Raw genomic sequence first — 3,100 nt, 5'->3', positions numbered from 1 at the left:
TTCAGCTCGAAGCCTGCAAATTGCTTGGGTGTTATATGGTCAAGCCTCACGGGCAATTAGTATTGGTTAGCTCAACGCCTCACAGCGCTTACACACCCAACCTATCAACGTCGTAGTCTTCGACGGCCCTTCAGGGGACTCAAGGTCCCAGTGAGATCTCATCTTGAGGCTAGTTTCCCGCTTAGATGCTTTCAGCGGTTATCTATTCCGAACATAGCTACCCGGCAATGCCACTGGCGTGACAACCGGAACACCAGAGGTTCGTCCACTCCGGTCCTCTCGTACTAGGAGCAGCCCCTCTCAAATCTCAAACGTCCACGGCAGATAGGGACCGAACTGTCTCACGACGTTCTAAACCCAGCTCGCGTACCACTTTAAATGGCGAACAGCCATACCCTTGGGACCGGCTTCAGCCCCAGGATGTGATGAGCCGACATCGAGGTGCCAAACACCGCCGTCGATATGAACTCTTGGGCGGTATCAGCCTGTTATCCCCGGAGTACCTTTTATCCGTTGAGCGATGGCCCTTCCATACAGAACCACCGGATCACTAAGACCTACTTTCGTACCTGCTCGACGTGTCTGTCTCGCAGTCAAGCGCGCTTTTGCCTTTATACTCTACGACCGATTTCCGACCGGTCTGAGCGCACCTTCGTACTCCTCCGTTACTCTTTAGGAGGAGACCGCCCCAGTCAAACTACCCACCATACACTGTCCTCGATCCGGATAACGGACCTGAGTTAGAACCTCAAAGTTGCCAGGGTGGTATTTCAAGGTTGGCTCCACGCGAACTGGCGTCCACGCTTCAAAGCCTCCCACCTATCCTACACAAGCAAATTCAAAGTCCAGTGCAAAGCTATAGTAAAGGTTCACGGGGTCTTTCCGTCTAGCCGCGGATACACTGCATCTTCACAGCGATTTCAATTTCACTGAGTCTCGGGTGGAGACAGCGCCGCCATCGTTACGCCATTCGTGCAGGTCGGAACTTACCCGACAAGGAATTTCGCTACCTTAGGACCGTTATAGTTACGGCCGCCGTTTACCGGGGCTTCGATCAAGAGCTTCGCGTTAGCTAACCCCATCAATTAACCTTCCGGCACCGGGCAGGCGTCACACCCTATACGTCCACTTTCGTGTTTGCAGAGTGCTGTGTTTTTAATAAACAGTCGCAGCGGCCTGGTATCTTCGACCGGCATGGGCTTACGCAGTAAATGCTTCACCCTCACCGGCGCACCTTCTCCCGAAGTTACGGTGCCATTTTGCCTAGTTCCTTCACCCGAGTTCTCTCAAGCGCCTTGGTATTCTCTACCCAACCACCTGTGTCGGTTTGGGGTACGGTTCCTGGTTACCTGAAGCTTAGAAGCTTTTCTTGGAAGCATGGCATCAACCACTTCGTGCACCAAAGGTACACTCGTCATCAGCTCTCGGCCTTGGAATCCCGGATTTACCTAAGATTCCAGCCTACCACCTTAAACTTGGACAACCAACGCCAAGCTGGCCTAGCCTTCTCCGTCCCTCCATCGCAATAACCAGAAGTACAGGAATATTAACCTGTTTTCCATCGACTACGCTTTTCAGCCTCGCCTTAGGGACCGACTAACCCTGCGTCGATTAACGTTGCGCAGGAAACCTTGGTCTTTCGGCGTGGGTGTTTTTCACACCCATTGTCGTTACTCATGTCAGCATTCGCACTTCTGATACCTCCAGCAAGCTTCTCAACTCACCTTCACAGGCTTACAGAACGCTCCTCTACCGCATCACCTAAGTGATACCCGTAGCTTCGGTGTATGGTTTGAGCCCCGTTACATCTTCCGCGCAGGCCGACTCGACTAGTGAGCTATTACGCTTTCTTTAAAGGGTGGCTGCTTCTAAGCCAACCTCCTAGCTGTCTAAGCCTTCCCACATCGTTTCCCACTTAACCATAACTTTGGGACCTTAGCTGACGGTCTGGGTTGTTTCCCTTTTCACGACGGACGTTAGCACCCGCCGTGTGTCTCCCATGCTCGGCACTTGTAGGTATTCGGAGTTTGCATCGGTTTGGTAAGTCGGGATGACCCCCTAGCCGAAACAGTGCTCTACCCCCTACAGTGATACATGAGGCGCTACCTAAATAGCTTTCGAGGAGAACCAGCTATCTCCGAGCTTGATTAGCCTTTCACTCCGATCCACAGGTCATCCGCTAACTTTTCAACGGTAGTCGGTTCGGTCCTCCAGTTAGTGTTACCCAACCTTCAACCTGCCCATGGATAGATCGCCCGGTTTCGGGTCTATTCCCAGCGACTAGACGCCCTATTAAGACTCGCTTTCGCTACGCCTCCCCTATTCGGTTAAGCTCGCCACTGAAAATAAGTCGCTGACCCATTATACAAAAGGTACGCAGTCACCCAACAAAGTGGGCTCCCACTGCTTGTACGCATACGGTTTCAGGATCTATTTCACTCCCCTCTCCGGGGTTCTTTTCGCCTTTCCCTCACGGTACTAGTTCACTATCGGTCAGTCAGTAGTATTTAGCCTTGGAGGATGGTCCCCCCATATTCAGACAAAGTTTCTCGTGCTCCGTCCTACTCGATTTCATGACCAAGAGATTTTCGCGTACAGGGCTATCACCCACTATGGCCGCACTTTCCAGAGCGTTCCGCTAATCTCAAAGCCACTTAAGGGCTAGTCCCCGTTCGCTCGCCACTACTAAGGGAATCTCGGTTGATTTCTTTTCCTCAGGGTACTTAGATGTTTCAGTTCCCCTGGTTCGCCTCTTAAGCCTATGTATTCAGCTTAAGATAACCATCTTATGATGGCTGGGTTCCCCCATTCAGACATCTCCGGATCAAAGTCTGTTTGCCGACTCCCCGAAGCTTTTCGCAGGCTACCACGTCTTTCATCGCCTCTGACTGCCAAGGCATCCACCGTATGCGCTTCTTCACTTGACCATATAACCCCAAGCAATCTGGTTATACTGTGAAGACGACATTCGCCGAAAATTCGATTCTTGCTCATAAAGAGCATCTCACAAATTTTACCTTAGCCTGATCCGTTACCAGTGAAAGTAACGTTCAGTCTATCTTTCTATCACATACCCAAATTTTTAAAGAACGATCTAATC

Annotated in this window: 1 rRNA gene; it reads right to left on the bottom strand. The window is 51.2% G+C overall.

What is annotated here, in order from left to right:
* Nucleotides 1–35 precede the first annotated feature (35 nt).
* Nucleotides 36–2,927 (bottom strand): 23S ribosomal RNA (locus ACM6IR_RS23960).
* Nucleotides 2,928–3,100: the final 173 nt, after the last annotated feature.

The sequence above is a fragment of the Pseudomonas sp. IT-P253 genome (assembly GCF_949768125.1).
In the GTDB taxonomy this organism is placed as follows: domain Bacteria; phylum Pseudomonadota; class Gammaproteobacteria; order Pseudomonadales; family Pseudomonadaceae; genus Aquipseudomonas.
Note: the sequence above shows the minus strand (reverse complement) of the source record. Positions and strands in the feature narration are given on the sequence as shown.